We start from the raw sequence: 16,874 nt of genomic DNA, 5'->3' as shown, positions 1-16,874 counted from the left end.
CCCCTATGAAAACTGAAAAAATACTTTTATCCCCTGTATCTGGACAATCGGATGATCATGAAGCCGGGAGCCTTAAGGACACAGTGGCAAAATATGTATACCACTGGCCTTTATTTGTATTGTTCCTCGCCTTATCTATTGGCGTTGCCTTCTTTTATCTCGAATATACTAAACCCACCTATTCAATAAAGGCAAAGCTCCTGATAAAAGATGAAAAAAATGCAAATAACTCTCAAGCTGCCCTGAAAGAGATGATCATGCCTTATCAGGGAGGCAAAAATGTGGAAAATGAAATTGAAATCATTGAATCGCGTGAGTTGATGCAAAGAGTTGTCAAGAAGCTTCAGCTGTGGGTTAAGTATGAAACTCCCGGAACTTTAGCCGAAGAGGATGTGTACTCAACCACTCCTTTCCGTTTTAGCCTGACACGGCCTACCGACTTGCTGACTGAAAGAACTTTCGATATTGAAATAAAAAATGCTGACAAGTTTATCATTAAGCATGCGGATGGAAAAAGCCAGGAATTTGCTTTCGGTCAAAACCTGAAAAACGACTTTGGTTCCTGGAAACTGAACAAAACAGAAAACTTAAAGGACTACGTCGGCAAAACGATAAAACTTACTATCGAAGATCCGGAAATGACAACCAGCAAATATCTTAAAGCTGTAAGTACATCTCAGCTAAATAAAAAGGCTTCCGTTGTGGAACTAAGTTTGAAAGATAAAGAAGTTAAGCGTGGCAAAGATGTTTTGAACAACCTGATCAGCGAGTATAATCTTCTTTCGCAAAATGAAAAACAAAAAGCGTCTGAGGGTGAACTGAAATTCATCGACGACAGGTTAGCTTCACTACGCGATGAATTGTATTCGGTAGAGAAAGATGTAGAGGGTTTCAGAAGCAGCCGTGGTTTAACCGACATTTCCTCTGAATCGAAGATCTATCTTGAAAATGTACGTTCTAACGATGCCAACCTGAACGAGGTAAATGTTCAGCTGAATATTATAAGAGGCATTGAAAGCTACCTTGCAAGTAACGACGCAAATAGCACGCCCTCGACTATGGGTATATCTGATCCTGGTTTAATTGCGCTGATCAATAAACTCAATGAACTTCAATTACAACGCGAAAGGCTATTGGCGACTACTCCTGAAGGTAACCCAATTTTCGGCACCTTAGATGGTCAGATCGCAACAACCAAATCGGCTATTCGTGAAAATATCAGAAGTATTAAAAACTCACTTACTTCGACCAGGAATCAACTGGAATCCTATAACTCGAAGTTTATGGCTTCTATTAAGGAACTTCCGAGCGACGAACGTCAATTGGTAAGCATTAAACGTCAGCAAAGCATTAAAGAAAATTTATATATATACCTGCTGCAAAAACGCGAAGAGGCAGCGCTTGGAAACACTTCAACCCTTGCCTTTAGCCAAACTGTTGATGAGGCCTATGTAGATGGTACTGAAAAACCTCTTGCTTATACTTTTGCATTACTGGCAGGCCTACTTATCCCTGCAGGTTTAGTATTCGGCAGAAACCTGATGAACAACAGGGTTACCTCGAGCAAGGACATTGAAATATTAACCAATGTACCTATTTCTACAGAATTATTTTATGAAGAATCCGACTCTCCTATCGTAATCCAGCCTAAAAGCGGTTATATGGTGGGTGAACAGTTCAGGTCGCTCAGGACTGACCTCCAGTATCTGCACAATAAAAAAGATAAAGGCCGGGTTACCCTGATCACTTCCAGTATTGCAAGCGAAGGAAAAAGTTTTGTAACCAGTAACCTGGGTGTAACATTAGCTGCATCAGGAAGAAAGACCATTATCCTTGAACTTGACATGCGTAAGCCAAAAATTGCACAAAACTTTAATTTGCATGAGAGCAAGGGTTTGAGCGACTATCTGCAAGGTCGCGCAGACAAACATGAAATTATCCAGCCATCAGATATCCATCCCGGATTGTCTGTGATTGGGACTGGTTCTTTGCCTGACAATCCTTCTGAATTGCTTGAGCAGATCGAACTCGACGAACTAATTGCATGGTTACGTACCGAATACGATGATATTCTGATCGATACACCTCCTATTTACCTGGTAACCGATGCCCTGATACTATCCAGATTATCAGATGCCTCACTCTACCTGGTAAGGCAGGATTATACATACAAGGTTCACCTTGAGTTTATAGAGCAACTGCGTAAGGAACAGAAAATGCCTAAAATGAAGATCGTGTTTAATGGTGTTCATATGAAGGGCGAGCATCGTTACGGATACGGTTATTATGTTGACAACCAAAAAACATCTTTCAAATCCGTTATGAAAGATATGTCAAGAAGACTCGCTATTTCGAATTGAATTATGAATAATGAATTATGAGTTATGAATTCATAACTCATAATTCATAACTATTCTAACATATGAGTGCTAGAAAAACAAGTCCGGTAAAAAACTTAGCCAGGAACTTTTTTTCCTTGAGTCTGGTTCAATTCGCCAATAACTTTTTGCCCTTACTGGCTGTACCTATAATCGCCCGCATCATCGGGCCCGACAAATTCGGAGTAATTAATTTCGCAGGAGCTATAGTTACGTATTTCAGCCTGCTGATAAATTACGGGTTCGACCTTACAGCTACCAGGGCAATTGCGGCTAATAGTGAAGATGAAGAAGAAAGGAGCCGGATATTTAGTAAGATCCTTTTTGCAAAAGCTTTATTACTGCTGCTTTCGGCAGGTATATTCGTTATCACTCTTTTCTATATCCCGCAAATGGCCTCAGAAAAGAAGCTCTTTATTTATACCTACCTCGCCTGTTTCTCCATGGTAATCACACCTAACTGGCTTTACCAGGGAATGCAGGAGCTGCATCAAATGGCAATTTTTAACTTCATTGCCAAGCTGCTTTTTACGATCTCGTTAATCTTCTTTATCAGACAGCAGGAGGATTATATCCTTCAGCCTCTGTTAACCAGCTTATCTCAAATTGTGGTAGGAATAGGTTCATTCTTATGGGCCATAAAACGTTATAAAATTAAAATTCAGCCCATTGCAATACCGAACATCTTTAAGCTTTTATGGACTGAAAAAATGATTTTTTTCTCCATGATCGTGGTGACACTATATACCACCACAAATACTATTATCCTTGGCCTGGTTCAAACCAACAAAGATGTTGCATTCTACACTGCGGGCTGGAAGCTGATCATGATCCTTCAGACTTTCGTTTCGCTTCCGCTGAGACTGTCCCTGTTTCCATTTATCGGCGAAAGCTTTGGAAAGGGAAAACAAGAGGGCGTATCTAAAGTAAAGCAGCTGGCTCCCTTTATTACGATATTCACACTTATAGCCGGTATAGGCATATGGGTTTTGGCCCCCTGGCTTATTCTTGCTTTGTATGGACCTCAGTTTTCTGAAGCTACAGTAGTGTTGCGAATTTTATGTTTTGTACCGCTGATACTGGCTTTAGGAGATCTTTTCGGTATTCAAACAATGATCAACCTGAAAATGGACAAGCCTTTTTTCAGGATTACTCTGATGGGTGCCGCAACAGGCTTAGTGCTGAACTACTTTTTATCCCGTGAAATGGGGGCCACTGGCACAGCCTGGGCCTGGCTGATCACCGAGCTGATCATCACCACAACCATGTGGATATTCCTGTACTTTCAGCAGATTCACCTTATTGATCTTAATTATTTTAAGTACAAATACTTATCAGACGTGGCAAGGCCCTTTGTATATATGCTGAAACAAAAAGTCATCAAAAGCTCAACCTAAAAAAACTTTTAAATATAACCTGGAACTTTTAATTCATCTACCAAAATATTAAATAGAAAATGCCTATGAAAACTATCGCCGCTGTTGTGGTAACATACAATCGACTCGCCTTATTAAAAGATTGTATTGAGGCCCTAAGACACCAGACTTATAAATTAGATGCTATATTCGTAATCAATAATAGCAGTACCGACGGTACTGAAGAGTGGTTAAACACACAATCCGACCTTCATGTGATCAAACAGGAAAATGGCGGAGGCGCTCTGGGATTTTACAGGGGAATGAAAGAAGCCTACAACAAAGGTTACGACTGGATCTGGATGATGGATGATGATGTGGAGCCACTGATCACTTGCCTGGAAGAGATGTTAAGCTCGAATGCTGAACATCATAACGAGTTCGATGTTCTCCAACCCGACAGGAAATTTTACAACTCGGATTCTGAATGGCGTTACGGTTCTAAATTCAATTTCAGCAACCCTTTCAAACCAGAAGCTATAAACCCCATCCGGTCTTCCGACTTCAGAGACGAGAAGATCAAACAGATCGTGTCCTTTCCCTTTGAAGGCCCTATGTTTTCCCGGCACGTAATTGAAAAAGTAGGATTCGCAGATAAAAGGTATTTTATTCTGTATGACGATACAGATTATTCGGCCCGGGTATTCAATGCAGGGTTTAAAGTGGGATTTGTTAAAAGTGCCATCATGACCAAAAAGATAAATAATCCGGCAATGGGTATATCCGTAGACTGGAAGCTTTATTACCAGATCCGGAATCAGATAATCATAGACCGTAAGTTTGGCAACCCTTTTATCACCGTGTCGAGAGCTTTATTCAGCAATGTTAAACGGGTTGGAGCCGTGGTAAAACTTTCTTTAAGAAAAAAAACCTTTGCAGATTTTCCGAAACATGTTTCAGCCATCGGAAAAGCGGTGAGGGATGGATTCAACTTTCAACTGGCCGAGTAAGTTCGGGTAATTTTTACTAAAATGATTGCGATAAATACCCCTACCATATACGCTCTTAAGTTAGCTAGAAAGGTTTACGGCAAACTCTTTGCCGAAAACACCATTGCTACCGACAAACCCTTTTATCCAGACCAGGCGGCCGGATCTCTGATTGAACAAAAACTGCGGGCCTCCAGGCCTTTAATGGTAGCACGGCTAGGCGCTGTGGAGCTTTCATGTATCGCCAATTACGTGAGTGTAAAAAACCATAAAGCAAATTTCGTTAACTACATTAAATTTAAATCAGAAGCCTTCTGGTGGGACAAAAACACCATTAATCTGATGGCTAACAATGCCGGCTTTTTTCCCTCTACCCCACAGATGCTTGAAAAGTTTGCTGAGATGATGATCCAGGATATGAAGCAGGTTGATATACTCGGATCATGGCTGTGGCATGAACGATTATTTGAGAAAGAGCTGGCCCGGGCCGAAAAAATAAGCTTGTTCGACCTGGAACCCTACAATCATGAAAGACCCTGGAGCGCCGCCCTTGAAGGCAAAAAAGTTCTGGTTATTCATCCCTTTGTACAAAGCATTAAAGAACAGTACAAAAAGAGGGACAAGTTGTTCCCTAATGAAAACATACTTCCACAATTTGAATTGAAAACAATAAGAGCTATACAATCCATTGCTAATAACGAGACAGGATTCAAGGACTGGTTTGAGGCACTGGATCATATGAAAGAGCAGATAACAGCTACCGACTTTGATGTTGCCATCATTGGTTGTGGTGCGTATGGTTTTCCGCTTGCTGCTTATGTAAAAAGATTGGGTAAAAAAGCTGTTCATCTGGGCGGAGCAACCCAAACTCTTTTCGGAATAAAGGGAAAAAGGTGGGAAGAAAAAAAGGAACACCAGATCGTTGCATCAATGATGAACGAGCACTGGACCAGGCCACAAAGTACCGAAACTCCACAAGGTATTAAAAGTATTGAAGGTGGATGCTATTGGTAACCCTCGTCATCCTGAACTTGTTTCAGGATCTCTTGTTGAAGCAAGGGCTTCATACATACTCAAGAGATGCCGAAAGAATTCGGCATGACGGCCCACGACTTTGCTATTGGTAATTATATTTAATTATTTACATGTTGAGATCATCAGTAAAACTATTTAACTATCGTATATACCTCAAAGAATTTTTGACGATCTTCTTTTGTTACCTTTTCTTTGAGCAATGCTTATCATGGATCTTTACCCAAAATGCTTACCTTAACAATGTTACTGTTAAGGCTATTTGCATTGGAATCTATGCATATGTTTTAACCGACTTTAAGAGTCTGAAAGTATCCGAAAAGATCTTTGTCGGCTTATTTACTATTTTGATGGCCAAACTCGTATTTGAATCATTGACCTACTTTAAGGCTCCTTTCAAATACTTCGAGGTCTTTACGGTGATCTTCCCCGTGATCTATACTATTTTCATAAAGAGTCTTTTCAGAAAGCTGAATGCCGATATACTAGAATTCGTAGCGGGCTTTTACCTGATCATGTACCTGGTGTTCATGGCCCTTTTTGGACACGAGTTTTCCTTCAGTTTGAGTTTTACGTCCTATAATACAGGACCTTTCTCCGGCGACAGCAGAATAATACATGCTCATTCTATTTACATGATGATTATTCCATTCTTATGGTATCTGCATAGATTCATTACCACGCAAAGAGCAAATGCATTTTTTCTGTTTGTGCTGTGCTTTACAATTATTGTAATCCATCAACACAGATCTGTGTGGAGTTGCGCAATCTTCGCATCTCTTGTGTTTTTCATTTTACTGGTTAGAACTAATAGAAAGGCAATGAGTGGATTGAGCGCTTTCCTTGTTATAAGCGTTTCTATGCTGCTTTTTGCCGTTACAATCATATCAAGCACGTCTCCTGAACTGGTTAGTTTTTTTTCAGACAGGTTCAGTGAGATTCTCAATCCGGCCAAAGAAGGGAGCACAGGTGGTTTTCGTTTAGAACAAACTGCTATCTATCTGGGTTATATCGTTGAGAAACCGTTTATGGGATGGACGTTTGAAGGCTATCAGATGGAAAACCCCTATGTAGACTGGTGGGAATCGGGCACTGGGCACCACTTTCACCAGGGATTTATTGAAATCCTGTTCTACCATGGGATCGCCGGCTTGCTGTTAAAATATTCATTCCTGTTCTACCTGATCTATAAGGCATTCAGTAAAAACCTGCGGAAAGAAGCCGTAGTGCTAATACCTTTTTGTATCAGTGGGTTACTATTCTCCTTTAATTATACGTTACCTCTTATTTTTTGGGGTCATGTAGGCATGTGCCTTTATTACCTGGAGAAGAAAGATATGGTTTATTACTATGAAAAAGGCTCAGACGAATTAATCCTTAAGGAAGATTGATTCGTCAATAATTTAACAATAAAACAAAAGATTAACTGTAAAACGTATCCTATGAATCACATCTGTACCTGGCTATGCGCCGATAAAAAAGGCGAAGAAAGTTTATTTCCGCAGTCTGGCCAAAAGTCTTCCAGCCAGGCTCATCAAAATATTTACTGGCGCTGCCTGATTGTTTTTTTCATCACCAGCAAGCGTTTCAACAGAAATGAAAAGCATGTGCTTTTTACGAACGTCCAACATCTGCCGAAAATAGACGGAAGGTCCGTAAGAGATATATTAGCAGATCTGGAAGTTGAAATAATTCACACGGATTTCAAATACAAAACACCTAAGGGATATTATGGACTATTTCAAAATCAGTTCTACGAGTTTTCTATTCTCGAGCATATCTCGCAAAACAATCCAAACGCAGATCATAAATACCTGATCCTGGATTCTGACTGCGTATTTATCAAACCGGCTCAGCGTTTGTTCGCTGAGGCAGAGAAGAATGGATTTATATCGTTTGAAATTGATAGCCCGGTTAATTACGACATTAATGGCTTATCGCGACTGGAGATGAAGACCCTGTTCGAGGAGCTGCTGGAAAAGCCCGTTAACGATATCCCTTCCTACCACCTTGGCGAATTCCTCCTATGCAGCGTAGAGAACATAAAAAAGATTTTTGCCGATTTCCAGGAGCTATGGCCTAAACTACTTGAAAGACATGCTCTGGGTTTAAAGAAGCTGAACGAAGAGGCCCATACTCTGAGTTACCTGTACTATAAAAATGGGCTTCATGCCTCCCAGGATAATTCGTTTATTAAAAGAATATGGACAAATCCCCTATTTTATAGAAACGTGAAGCCTGAGGATGTAGACCTTACCATTTGGCATTTGCCGGCGGAAAAAACCTATGGCATCGCAGGTATGTATAATTACCTGATCAATGAATGCAAGGACTATGGACAAGATATGCCTTCAACCGAATTTGTTGAACGCCTGAAAGATTTTGCCGGGATTCCTGCCCTGCCTGTTGTGCGTCAGTTTAACTACTATACCACAAGCTGCTATAAGGCAATTATCAAAAAAATAAAGAATGTAAATTTCAAACTGAGGCCGGTTGGATGACCTGCCGCTCATAAATCTGCTTACTATGAAACTTGGAATTTTACTCACCACCTTTAACCGAAAACAAAAGACACTAAGCTGCCTGAACAGTATATATCGGCAAAAACTACCCGCCAACGTTAGCTTTGATATTCACCTTACAGATGATGGATCGGCTGACAGGACTGCAGAGGCCGTTAAATTTCATTATCCGGCAGTACATGTATATCATGGAACCGGATCCTTGTTTTGGGCAGGGGGCATGCGCAATTCCTGGAGAAAAGCACTTGCTGGCGATTACGACTATTACCTGCTTCTGAATGATGACACCGTTTTGAAAGACGGCGCGTTAACCACCTTGTTACAATACAACGAAAACAGTGCATCGCCGGCAATTTGTGTTGGCGCTACCTGTGATGAAAACGGGAAGATCACCTACGGTGGAAAGAAGTTACGGTCTCGCCTGTTCCTTAAAAGCCAGACCATCCATAGCGACAGTGACTTTCTCGACTGCGACCTGGGAAACGCCAACATCATGCTGGTTCCCGCGGAAGTAGTGCGGAAAATTGGTATCCTGTCCGACTCATTTACGCATGGAATAGCAGATTACGACTATACCCTAAAAGCTAAGAAAGCAGGCTTTAAAGTGGTGACAGCCCCTGGTTTTCTGGGCACCTGTATTCATGACCACGGTAAAAACTGGAAAACATCGGATGTTTCCCTGAAAGACCGCATAAAGTATTTGATGAGCCCCAAAGGTCTCGCCTATCACGAATACCTGGGTTTTATCAAATACCACTTTCCGCTGTATTACCCGGCCGCTTTTTGCAAGTTATGGCTTAAAACCTTTTTCCCGGTAATCTGGACGACTTTTAAAAAGTAAATCTTCACGTTTTTAAAGGTTATTTATGGATTATTACCCCGTTATATTATTTTGTTATAAGAGGCTTGATCATTTAAAAGAGACAGTAGAACACCTCAGTAAAAACTTTCTGGCCGGCTCAACCGATCTGTATATTTACTCGGACGCTGCCGGAAAGCCCTCTGATGAACAGGATATCCTGGATGTGAGAGCTTACCTTAAGACCATCAGCGGTTTTAAAACCGTATCTGTTATTAAAGCCGAAAAAAATAAAGGCCTTGCCCGCTCCATTATTGAGGGGGTGACTGATGTCCTTAAAGTTCACGAAGCTGCCATTGTGCTGGAAGACGACCTGATCACCAGCACGAACTTTCTTAGTTATATGAACGACTCTCTGAGATTTTACAGGGATAATCATAAGGTATTTTCGATTTCAGGTTATTCCTTCCCGATAAATCTGCCGTCGCAGTATCATTTCGACAACTATTTTACACAAAGAGCCTCCTCCTGGGGATGGGCTACCTGGCGCGACAGATGGGAACATGTTGACTGGACAGTGTCTGATTATCATGAATTTTCGAAAAGCACGCGAATTCAAAAAGATTTTAACCGTATGGGAAGCGACCTGTCAGGAATGCTGATTCGCCAGATGAACGGCAAAATAAATTCCTGGGCAATCCGATGGTGTTACCACCAGTTCAAAACAAAAACATTCACCGCATTCCCGGTAATATCCAAGATTCAAAATATCGGTTTCGGTACCGCAGCAACGCACACCAGCGCGGTAATGAAATCCCGTTTTGCAACAGAATTGGACGGATCGAATAAAGACAACTTCCATTTTAATGGGGAAGTGTCGATCAGCCCGGCTATTATAAAACAATTTGTGAGCAGATACAGCATTTTAACCAGGCTTAAATATAAAGCCATGGGCTATCTGTTTAATTAATACTAATTCTCCGCCCTTAATAAATGGAAGTATATATCTCCAAGCATAAAAACGCTGACATGAAAATACTTTTTGTGCATACGGCCTACACCGAACGAGGCGGTGAAGATTCAGTCTTCCACAATGAGTATGAACTTTTGTCGTCGCATACCGACATACATAAAGTAAGCTTCAGTAATGGCGGCAACAAATTCAAAACAGCATTGAAGTTCTTACTGGCACCCTGGAACTTCAGCGCTGCTGCCCGCTTGAAAAAGCTGATCATTCAACATAAGCCAGATGTTGTACACATTCATAACTGGTATTTTGGCGGCTCTCCCCTCCTTATCCGGGTGGTAAAAAAACTGGGAGTTCCCCTGGTGCTCACGCTGCACAATTACCGCCTTCTATGTCCTTCGGGTACCTTATTTCATAAAGGACGTATCTTTGAGGAAAGTTTAAAACCCGGTTTCCCATGGAAAGCCGTAGTAAACAAAGTTTACAGAAACTCAGCTGTCCAAACATTCTGGCTGGCTTTTACGGTATACTTTCACAAGTTGCTTAAAACATGGAACGCCGTAGACCAGTATATTGCCCTCACCCCCTTTGCCCGCAACCTCTTTTTGAATTCGGCATTAAACCTCAGGGCCGACCAGATAAGTGTTAAACCAAACTTCGTAGAAGATAAAGGTTACAACCTAAAAAACCGGAGCACGCAATTTCTATATGTCGGCCGCCTAACTCAGGATAAGGGTATAGAGGTTTTACTAAAGGCTTTTGCGGGTACAGAGCACCAGTTACAGATCATCGGAGACGGCCCACTTAAGGGAAAAGTTCTAAAAGCGGAAAAAGAAAATCCCAACATCAAATACCTCGGATTAAGATCAAACAATCAGATCATCAGCATCTTAAAAAGATCGACAGCACTCATCTTCCCTTCTATGTGGTATGAGGGCATGCCCATGACCATTCATGAAGCCTTTTCGACGGGTACCCCTGTAATTTCAAGTAAACTGGGCGCCATGGAAACATTGATCAAGGATCACCATAATGGATTATTCTTTGAAGCAGGCAATCACAATGACCTGAGAGATAAGCTGGACCACTGGAACTCGCTGGAGTCGAAGGACAATTTCTTTTTTAATGCCCGGGAAACTTATGAAGATAAATATACTCCTAATATTAACCTGAGCACGCAATTGGCTATTTATAATTCAGCTATTATTAAAGCCCGCCATGTACATAAGGAGGAGGAATACGCCCGTCCTGTGGCTTAAATTTCAATTATCAATGATAAAAACGATTACATATGAAACAAGATATTACAAATAAGGCTCAAACTGAAGTGTTAGACTTTCCTGTATATAATCAAGGACTAGAGCAGCTTGATTTAAGCAAAAAAACACTGATCAATACGATCAATCAATACTCATATATTGTAACTAAAAAAGACGATGCCTTCAAAAAAGCTCTGGCAGAGTCGGATATCTTACTGCCCGACGGTATAGGGATCACTTTGGCGTCTAAATTTCTTACGGGCCGGAGTATTCAAAAGATTGCCGGGGCAGATCTTCACAAACATCTTCTGGAAAAATTAGACAGAGAGAAAGGCAGCTGTTTTTATCTTGGGGCCTCAGAAAGCACCCTTGAAAAAATCAAAGCAAGGGTAAATAAAGAATACCCTGGAATCAGCGTGGGATCATATTCGCCGCCCTTTAAGAAAGAATTCACAGAAGCAGACAACAACCGTATGATTGAAATGGTGAACAGATTTTCACCCGATGTCCTATTTGTAGGAATGACTGCTCCTAAACAGGAGAAATGGGCGCATGCGCATAAGGCCAGCCTCAATGCAACGATTATATGTTCTATTGGTGCTGTCTTTGATTTTTATGCAGGAACCGTAAAAAGGCCTCACCAGTTCTGGATAAAGATGGGATTGGAATGGTTTGTTCGACTTTTTAACGAACCGAAGCGAATGTGGAAAAGATATTTATATTATGGCCCGCTATTTGCATACATCCTGGTAAATAAGAAATTTCAACAAATCCAGAAATAATGTATACTTTTGGCAAAAAACAAAACAAAATGATAACATTTTATTTATGAAATAACGAAAAAAATAAAATACTCTATCTACCTTATTCTACCTGTATTCGAACATCTACTTTTAAAATCTACATCTATGAAAAGCAAACTATTTACTCAACTATCAGTCGCGATTCCGAAGTGAGGTAAGCTATAACATCCCGGTTGAAGCTTAGGCTTTAAATCAAAATTGTTAAACTTTTTACCTAACAAGGAATTATTATGCAAAGTCGCTACCTATACTCTCTGCGCCTCTTGTTAGGAGGCACTGATTTACTTATACTCAATTTTTCTTTTTTTCTTGCCTTTTACATGGGCAATAATCTGGACAAAGCCCTGTTTTTTGATCATTATCGTCAATATCTGATCAATATTAATATTTTATGGCTGCTGAGTTCTAATATGCTCACACTGTACTCGAAAAAGACTATCATGAGTCTGGAAAATGTGTACCGGGCGAGCTGGAAAAGTATGTTCTTACATATGGTGTTTTGGGTATTTTTCCTTTCCTTTTCCAAAGACCAGCAGATCTCAAGGGTGTTCCTCGGTTTATTTTATACATTTTTTGCAGTTAATCTCCTGATCAGCCGGTTTTTACTTACTGTAATTGAGAATATACTGAGTAAACATTTCAAAATAAGAAAGCCCGTTGCTGTTATGGGCAGGAACAATACAAGCCTCAGATTAGCTACCTTCTTTGAAAAAGACACACACTATAACTTTGAAGGTTTCCTTGATCAGGACGACTATATGTTTGTAGATAACAATGGACAATTGCTCCCCGCGGCCTGCGAACAGATAAAAAGAGCTGCAGATAATGGCATCAAAGAAGTCTATGTCTCACTTACAGCCGATAAGTTGTCGGAAGCCGGAAGCCTGATGCAGGAGGCAGAACGTCAGTGTGTGCGATTAAAATTCGTGCCCGACTTCAGCCAATCAATAGCTTCTCCTTTTACTATCAATTATATGGGAGAGTTCCCGGTGATCAGTATGCGGAAAGAGCCGCTGGAGCAAATGCATAGCCGCTTTCGCAAGCGCCTGGCCGACATTTTGTTCAGTTCAGCAGTGATCATTTTTGTTTTGAGCTGGTTATACCCTATCCTGGCTATCATCATTAAGCTGCAAAGTCCTGGTCCCGTATTGTTCAAGCAACTAAGGAGCGGCCGGAACAATGAAATGTTCTGGTGCTACAAGTTTAGAAGCATGAAAATGAACAAGGACAGTGATGCGAAGCAAGCTACTAAAAATGACGACCGTGTAACCCGTATCGGACGCTTCATGCGAAAAACAAGCCTGGATGAGCTGCCCCAGTTTTTTAATGTATTACTGGGTAATATGAGCGTTGTTGGTCCACGTCCCCATATGCTAAAACATACTGAACAATATCGTGCAATTATCGATAAGTATATGGTGAGACATTACCTGAAACCCGGGATCACCGGATGGGCGCAGGTAAATGGATTCAGAGGCGAGACCATAAATCTGGAGCTGATGGAAAAACGTGTCGAGCACGACATCTGGTACCTGGAGAACTGGTCGGCAATGCTTGATGTTAAAATAGTTTTTTTAACTATAATTAACATGCTAAAGGGAGAAGAAAGCGCGTACTGATCAGCTAAAAATCTTCATCGTCTTTATCAACCGGTTTTGCATACACTACAGTATACACCATATAGATAAGACTTAAGATCAATAAGACAGAAAGAAAGCTGAACATTGGCGATGTGATTAGATACATAGTGTTTTAAATAGATACTTGCTTGTACGGAAAAGGAAAACTCTGGTTACATTTTTTTTCTTCTTAAGTATCATATAGTAGAGCTGTTTAAAAAGCTTAACAAGTATACACAAATTCGAGAATTAATTTCTCAGTGATTTTGTCACAGAGAACACGACACACACGGCACGCGTACGCCAGCAAGTAAACGTATACTAGCGCACACGTGCCGCGTGTGCTCTCGACAATTACTGCAAACTACTCAGTAAGTCCCAGCGCTTCTTTAATCAGACTGAAACCTTTATCAGAATATTTAAGTCCTAGAGCGGCATGATGTCCGGCTTCGCTCATTTTCGCCCAGGTTTTCTGAAGTATCCTGACCACCTTTGCATCTTCGTGTTTTCCAATAAACTCCTCATATTGAAACTCAAGAAAAACCAGGCACAAGGCATCTTCTATTGTCTGCACACGCGGATCAGTCTTGATCTGCTGTTTTAAAACAATAGTCTTTACTTCTTCAATCTCGGTTTCTGAATAGCCTGCTTCAAAAAGCAATTGTGCTGCTTTCTGGGCATGGTAGCGTCCTAAATTAGACCTCCAGTTCAGGTAACCTGCCTTGTTTTGAGGGTAGGTATCGCGGGGCACTTCCCATCTGCCGATATGCTGACAGCGGGAAGCCAGTAAAAGTGCTTCACCAGCTTCAGGCTGAAGTTTCTGAACCCAGTCGTAAAGCTTTATGGCATAGAAGTATTCGGCCGGATAAAGCACTCCCTCCCATGTAATTTTATTAGGATCCTTTTTATTGTATGCATCGAAGAGTTCGAAAGCGTTTAATAGTCTGTTTTGTGCCATTTTTGTCTGTTCTTTTATAAATCTACCGGCTTATTTTCAAAAACAATAATAATACTTTTTTATCTTTGCGGCTCCGCACCCAGTCATATTTAACTGGGGAATATTCTGTAGATGTATTAATCAGATTATGCGAAGAATGATGATATTACAAATACATGCTATACCTTTTACATTCCTGATAAAAGCGCACGGTATTTGTTTATACAAGCTTTGAAAGCTCAAAAAACAACAATGACAAAGAAACACGATAAAATTTCTCACGACGGCCCGGATGTGGTATTGATTGGGGCTGGTATTATGAGCGCTACTCTTGGCGTGATGCTTAAAGAACTCGATCCTGCTGTTAAGATTGATATTTACGAAAGACTCGACGTTGCGGCAGCAGAAAGCTCGGATGCATGGAATAATGCGGGTACCGGGCATGCAGCTTTCTGTGAACTTAACTATACTCCTGAACTGGAAAACGGATCAATTAATATCAGCAAGGCAATAAAAGTTGCCGAGTCGTTTGAAGAGTCAAGACAATTCTGGTCTTACCTGGTGGATAAAGGTGTTTTGGATAAACCGGAAACGTTCATCAAATCTATTCCCCATATTAGTTTTGTATGGGGGAATGAAAACGTTGATTTTCTTAGGAAACGTTATGCTGCATTAACTCAAAACCCTTTATTCAAAGGGATGGAATTTTCTGATAATATAGAAGAACTTAAGGAATGGATTCCCCTGGTAATGGAGGGACGCGATCCCTTGACTAAAGTTGCCGCTACCAGGATGCTTATCGGAACTGATGTAAACTTCGGTTCACTTACGCGCTGCATGTTTAAGCAACTAAAGGCCATGTCTGGAGTTAACCTGTATTTCAATGAAGAAGTTGAAAAATTGAAGCAGGATAAAAATGGCGTTTGGAACCTAAAAATGAAGAACCTAACTTCCGGTGAAAAAACTATGGTGAAGGCTAAGTTTGTGTTCATCGGAGCGGGAGGTGGATCTTTACCATTGCTTATCAAGTCGGGCATTCCGGAGGGTAAGGGATATGGAGGTTTTCCGGTAAGCGGGCAGTGGCTCAAATGCACCAATCCGGCTATTATAGAAAAACATCATTCAAAAGTATATGGGAAGGCTTCTGTAGGCTCTCCTCCTATGTCTGTTCCTCATTTGGATTCACGCTTTATTAACGGCAAAAAAGCATTGCTTTTTGGTCCTTACGCCGGATTCACTACAAAATTCTTAAAAGAAGGCTCTGCTCTTGACCTCTTCAAATCAGTTAAGATCAGCAATATCAGGCCCATGCTTGCTGCAGGGCTTGACAATATGGCTCTGACTAAATACCTTATCGAACAAGTGAGACAATCGCCTGAAGAGCGAGTTGAAGCTTTACGTGAATATTTCCCTGAAGCGAAAATGGAGGACTGGGAGCTGGAAATAGCAGGACAACGTGTTCAAGTGATCAAAAAAGACGAAAAACATGGGGGAATCCTCGAATTCGGCACAGAGGTAGTCAGTGCTGCCGATGGCTCCATTGCAGCCTTGTTAGGAGCTTCTCCTGGAGCCTCAACAGCAATCTCGATCATGCTCAACCTGCTTCAACGCTGTTTTAAAGAAAAATTCAGTTCAGAGGAATGGCAGGAAAAGATCAAACAAATGGTTCCTTCTCATGGAAAACCACTAAGTACCAATCCGGAGCTTTGTAAAGAGATCCGTACCTGGACCGGAGATGTTCTTAAGTTAAACAAGGAACATGAGGCCGAGGTGGCCTTGTAAAATCCAGACTGATAATATTAAACGTTTAAAGGGCGCTATTTCATATAGCGCCTTTTTTGTTGGGAATGATCTTATCTGGATAGGAGTTGTATTCCTAAAAAGACCGCCAATAATAGAGCAAGCAGTTCAATCAGAACCACAAACCTTGCAACGCCGGATACAAAAGTAGTTGTTTTCATAGTTTATATTGTTTTAAATTAGGCAGTCTGAGATTGACAACATACATGATATAAACATTTAGCTGTCAATTAATTATAAAACACTTAAGCCCCGATTTGTTTTGTTTTTTTTGTGAAATCTCCGGGGGCTTAGCTTTCCCTCGTTTTTCTCCCGATAGTGGACTGGACCAAGGTAGCAGCTCAAAGAAGGCAAATTTAGATATCTCCTGATCCACCTTTACTGACTAATATTTAGAAAATAGCTTAAACAATA

14 protein-coding genes are annotated in these 16,874 nt (G+C 40.9%); 12 read left to right on the top strand and 2 right to left on the bottom strand.

All coding sequences use genetic code 11. The annotated features are described in order from the left end of the window. Nucleotides 1-5 precede the first annotated feature (5 nt). The 11 genes from J3P37_RS05370 to J3P37_RS05320 all read left to right on the top strand — a co-directional run bounded on the left by J3P37_RS05370 (nucleotide 6) and on the right by J3P37_RS05320 (nucleotide 13,723). Entirely contained in the window at nucleotides 6-2,360 is a 2,355-nt protein-coding gene (locus J3P37_RS05370; protein WP_256010009.1) for a GumC family protein, read from the top strand. A 62-nt stretch (nucleotides 2,361-2,422) separates the two neighbouring features. After that, nucleotides 2,423-3,775, top strand: a complete 1,353-nt coding sequence (locus J3P37_RS05365) for a flippase (protein WP_256010008.1) — start codon at nucleotides 2,423-2,425, stop codon at nucleotides 3,773-3,775. A 65-nt stretch (nucleotides 3,776-3,840) separates the two neighbouring features. Beyond that, nucleotides 3,841-4,743, top strand: coding sequence for a glycosyltransferase family 2 protein (locus J3P37_RS05360; protein WP_256010007.1), 903 nt, complete (start codon nucleotides 3,841-3,843; stop codon nucleotides 4,741-4,743). Nucleotides 4,744-4,764: 21 nt separating this feature from the next. Then, entirely contained in the window at nucleotides 4,765-5,736 is a 972-nt protein-coding gene (locus J3P37_RS05355; RefSeq protein WP_256010006.1) for a GT-D fold domain-containing protein, read from the top strand. A 131-nt stretch (nucleotides 5,737-5,867) separates the two neighbouring features. Then, the gene (locus J3P37_RS05350) at nucleotides 5,868-7,145 is read left to right on the top strand and encodes an O-antigen ligase family protein (protein WP_256010005.1); all 1,278 of its coding nucleotides are present in this window, start codon (nucleotides 5,868-5,870) and stop codon (nucleotides 7,143-7,145) included. Between the two features lie 51 nt (nucleotides 7,146-7,196). Beyond that, nucleotides 7,197-8,255, top strand: a complete 1,059-nt coding sequence (locus J3P37_RS05345; RefSeq protein ID WP_256010004.1) for a hypothetical protein — start codon at nucleotides 7,197-7,199, stop codon at nucleotides 8,253-8,255. A 25-nt stretch (nucleotides 8,256-8,280) separates the two neighbouring features. Next, a complete protein-coding gene (locus J3P37_RS05340; protein ID WP_256010002.1) occupies nucleotides 8,281-9,117 on the top strand; it encodes a glycosyltransferase family 2 protein in 837 nt (278 codons plus the stop codon). A 25-nt stretch (nucleotides 9,118-9,142) separates the two neighbouring features. Beyond that, nucleotides 9,143-10,045, top strand: a complete 903-nt coding sequence (locus J3P37_RS05335) for a sugar transferase (protein WP_256010001.1) — start codon at nucleotides 9,143-9,145, stop codon at nucleotides 10,043-10,045. Between the two features lie 59 nt (nucleotides 10,046-10,104). Beyond that, on the top strand, nucleotides 10,105-11,301 hold the full coding sequence (locus J3P37_RS05330) for a glycosyltransferase family 4 protein (protein ID WP_256010000.1): 1,197 nt from the start codon (nucleotides 10,105-10,107) through the stop codon (nucleotides 11,299-11,301). A gap of 32 nt (nucleotides 11,302-11,333) precedes the next feature. Further along, nucleotides 11,334-12,083 carry a WecB/TagA/CpsF family glycosyltransferase gene (locus J3P37_RS05325; RefSeq protein WP_256009999.1) on the top strand — a complete coding sequence of 250 codons (750 nt, stop codon included), beginning with the start codon at nucleotides 11,334-11,336 and terminating at the stop codon, nucleotides 12,081-12,083. 251 nt (nucleotides 12,084-12,334) lie between these two features. Beyond that, nucleotides 12,335-13,723, top strand: coding sequence for an undecaprenyl-phosphate glucose phosphotransferase (locus J3P37_RS05320; RefSeq protein ID WP_256009998.1), 1,389 nt, complete (start codon nucleotides 12,335-12,337; stop codon nucleotides 13,721-13,723). 4 nt (nucleotides 13,724-13,727) lie between these two features. Here the strand turns inward: J3P37_RS05320 and J3P37_RS05315 are convergent, their stop codons facing one another. Both J3P37_RS05315 and J3P37_RS05310 read right to left on the bottom strand, forming a co-directional pair. Then, nucleotides 13,728-13,850 (bottom strand): hypothetical protein, encoded by a 123-nt coding sequence (locus tag J3P37_RS05315; protein ID WP_256009997.1) that lies wholly within the window; start codon nucleotides 13,848-13,850, stop codon nucleotides 13,728-13,730. Between the two features lie 237 nt (nucleotides 13,851-14,087). Further along, the gene (locus J3P37_RS05310) at nucleotides 14,088-14,681 is read right to left on the bottom strand and encodes a DUF4202 domain-containing protein (protein WP_256009995.1); all 594 of its coding nucleotides are present in this window, start codon (nucleotides 14,679-14,681) and stop codon (nucleotides 14,088-14,090) included. 195 nt (nucleotides 14,682-14,876) lie between these two features. On the opposite strand from J3P37_RS05310, the gene J3P37_RS05305 reads away from it, so the two are divergent. Beyond that, the gene (locus tag J3P37_RS05305; protein WP_256009993.1) at nucleotides 14,877-16,442 is read left to right on the top strand and encodes a malate:quinone oxidoreductase; all 1,566 of its coding nucleotides are present in this window, start codon (nucleotides 14,877-14,879) and stop codon (nucleotides 16,440-16,442) included. Nucleotides 16,443-16,874 lie beyond the last annotated feature (432 nt).

Origin of the sequence: Desertivirga xinjiangensis, from assembly GCF_024436435.1 — a bacterium.
Classification (GTDB): domain Bacteria; phylum Bacteroidota; class Bacteroidia; order Sphingobacteriales; family Sphingobacteriaceae; genus Desertivirga; species Desertivirga xinjiangensis.
The sequence above is the reverse complement of the archived record's forward strand: the minus strand, read 5'-3'. Positions and strand labels throughout refer to the sequence as shown.

Excerpts from the sequence above, each read along its gene's own strand:
- J3P37_RS05320 (WP_256009998.1), top strand. The coding sequence starts at position 12,335 with ATGCAAAGTCGCTACCTATACTCTCTGCGCCTCTTGTTAGGAGGCACT.
- J3P37_RS05350 (WP_256010005.1), top strand. The coding sequence starts at position 5,868 with ATGTTGAGATCATCAGTAAAACTATTTAACTATCGTATATACCTCAAA.
- J3P37_RS05310 (WP_256009995.1), bottom strand. The coding sequence starts at position 14,681 with ATGGCACAAAACAGACTATTAAACGCTTTCGAACTCTTCGATGCATAC.
- J3P37_RS05330 (WP_256010000.1), top strand. The coding sequence starts at position 10,105 with ATGAAAATACTTTTTGTGCATACGGCCTACACCGAACGAGGCGGTGAA.
- J3P37_RS05370 (WP_256010009.1), top strand. The coding sequence starts at position 6 with ATGAAAACTGAAAAAATACTTTTATCCCCTGTATCTGGACAATCGGAT.
- J3P37_RS05335 (WP_256010001.1), top strand. The coding sequence starts at position 9,143 with ATGGATTATTACCCCGTTATATTATTTTGTTATAAGAGGCTTGATCAT.
- J3P37_RS05315 (WP_256009997.1), bottom strand. The coding sequence starts at position 13,850 with ATGTATCTAATCACATCGCCAATGTTCAGCTTTCTTTCTGTCTTATTG.
- J3P37_RS05355 (WP_256010006.1), top strand. The coding sequence starts at position 4,765 with ATGATTGCGATAAATACCCCTACCATATACGCTCTTAAGTTAGCTAGA.
- J3P37_RS05340 (WP_256010002.1), top strand. The coding sequence starts at position 8,281 with ATGAAACTTGGAATTTTACTCACCACCTTTAACCGAAAACAAAAGACA.
- J3P37_RS05345 (WP_256010004.1), top strand. The coding sequence starts at position 7,197 with ATGAATCACATCTGTACCTGGCTATGCGCCGATAAAAAAGGCGAAGAA.
- J3P37_RS05360 (WP_256010007.1), top strand. The coding sequence starts at position 3,841 with ATGAAAACTATCGCCGCTGTTGTGGTAACATACAATCGACTCGCCTTA.
- J3P37_RS05325 (WP_256009999.1), top strand. The coding sequence starts at position 11,334 with ATGAAACAAGATATTACAAATAAGGCTCAAACTGAAGTGTTAGACTTT.
- J3P37_RS05365 (WP_256010008.1), top strand. The coding sequence starts at position 2,423 with ATGAGTGCTAGAAAAACAAGTCCGGTAAAAAACTTAGCCAGGAACTTT.